The organism is Pseudomonas sp. PICF6, assembly GCF_009831705.1.
Lineage (GTDB): Bacteria > Pseudomonadota > Gammaproteobacteria > Pseudomonadales > Pseudomonadaceae > Aquipseudomonas > Aquipseudomonas rhizophila.
Genome location: NZ_WUUD01000005.1, coordinates 17,466 through 18,683, shown reverse-complemented (window position 1 = coordinate 18,683; position 1,218 = coordinate 17,466). Strand labels below are relative to the sequence as shown.

Annotated in this window: 1 protein-coding gene; it reads right to left on the bottom strand. The window is 63.4% G+C overall.

Annotated features, from left to right (window positions below):
* Positions 1-1,218, bottom strand: a 1,218-nt coding sequence (locus GSM73_RS26785; RefSeq protein ID WP_256676680.1) for an Ig-like domain-containing protein, incomplete at both ends; no start/stop codon positions are given.

Here is a 1,218-nt window from a genome sequence, read left to right as displayed (position 1 = left end):
CCCGACACGTTGACCACACCGCTGGTGTCCAGGCTGATCAGGTTGCTGGTATCGGTGATATTGCTCGTCGGGGTGAACGTGGCTGTCCAGGTCACGCCGCCGTCGGTGGACGAGACGTTGCTCAGTGTGCCGTTGCTCACGCTCAGGTCGGCATTGTCAAAACCGCTGACGGCCTCCGAGAAGGTGATGGTCACCAACGAGGTTTCCCCCACGCTGAGGGCGTTATCAGCCACCACGACGGTGGCCGTTGGCACCCGCGTCTCCACGGCATAATTGGCCGAGTTGGTGGTGCCTGTTCCGGTATTGCCCGCCGCATCGCTCACACCGGTATTGTCCAGCACGATCAGGTTGGTGGCGTCGGTCACGCCCAGGTCCGGCGTGAAAGTGGCGGTCCAGGTCAAGCCGCCGTCGCTGCTGCTCACCGCGCTCAATGTGCCATTTGCCACGCTCAGGTCGGCGTTGGTGAAGCCGGTCACCGCCTCGCTGAAGGTAATGGTCACTTGAGCGGTTTCGCCCGGTCTCAGCGCAGAGTCGCTCAGCACAATGGTCGCGGTCGGACGCTGGCTGTCGATGCTGTAGTTATTGGAGTCGGTCGTGCCGACGTTGACGTTGCCCGCCAGGTCGACGATACCGCCGCTGTTGAGCGAAATGACGTTGCTGGTGTCGGTGACGCCAGCGGTCGGCGTGAAGGTCGCGGTCCAGGTGATGCCGCCGTCGCTGCTGCTCAGCCCGGAAATAACGCCGTTGGCAACCGTCAGGTCGGCACTGGTGAACGCGGTCACCGCCTCGCTGAAGGTGATGGTTACCAGCGAGGTCTCGCCGGCGGCAATGGCGGTGTCGGCCACGACGATGGTCGCCGTTGGTCGCACCGTGTCGACGGCGTAGTTGTTGGAGTCGGTAGTACCGACACCGGCGTTGCCCGCGCCATTGATCAGGCCGGTATTGTCCAACGTGATCACGTTGCTGGTGTCGGAAATACTGGCGCTCGGCGTGAAGGTGGCCGTCCAGGTGACGCCACCGTCGGTGCTGCTCATGGTGCTGAGCGTGCCGTTGCTGACGGTCAGGTCCGAATTGTCGAACCCGCTGACCGCCTTTTTGAAGGTTATGGTCACCAGCGAGGTTTCGCCGACGCTCAGCGCCGTATCGGCGACCACGATGGTGGCGGTCGGACGCAGGGTGTCGACGGCATAGTTGTTCGAATCGGTGGTGCCGCTGCCG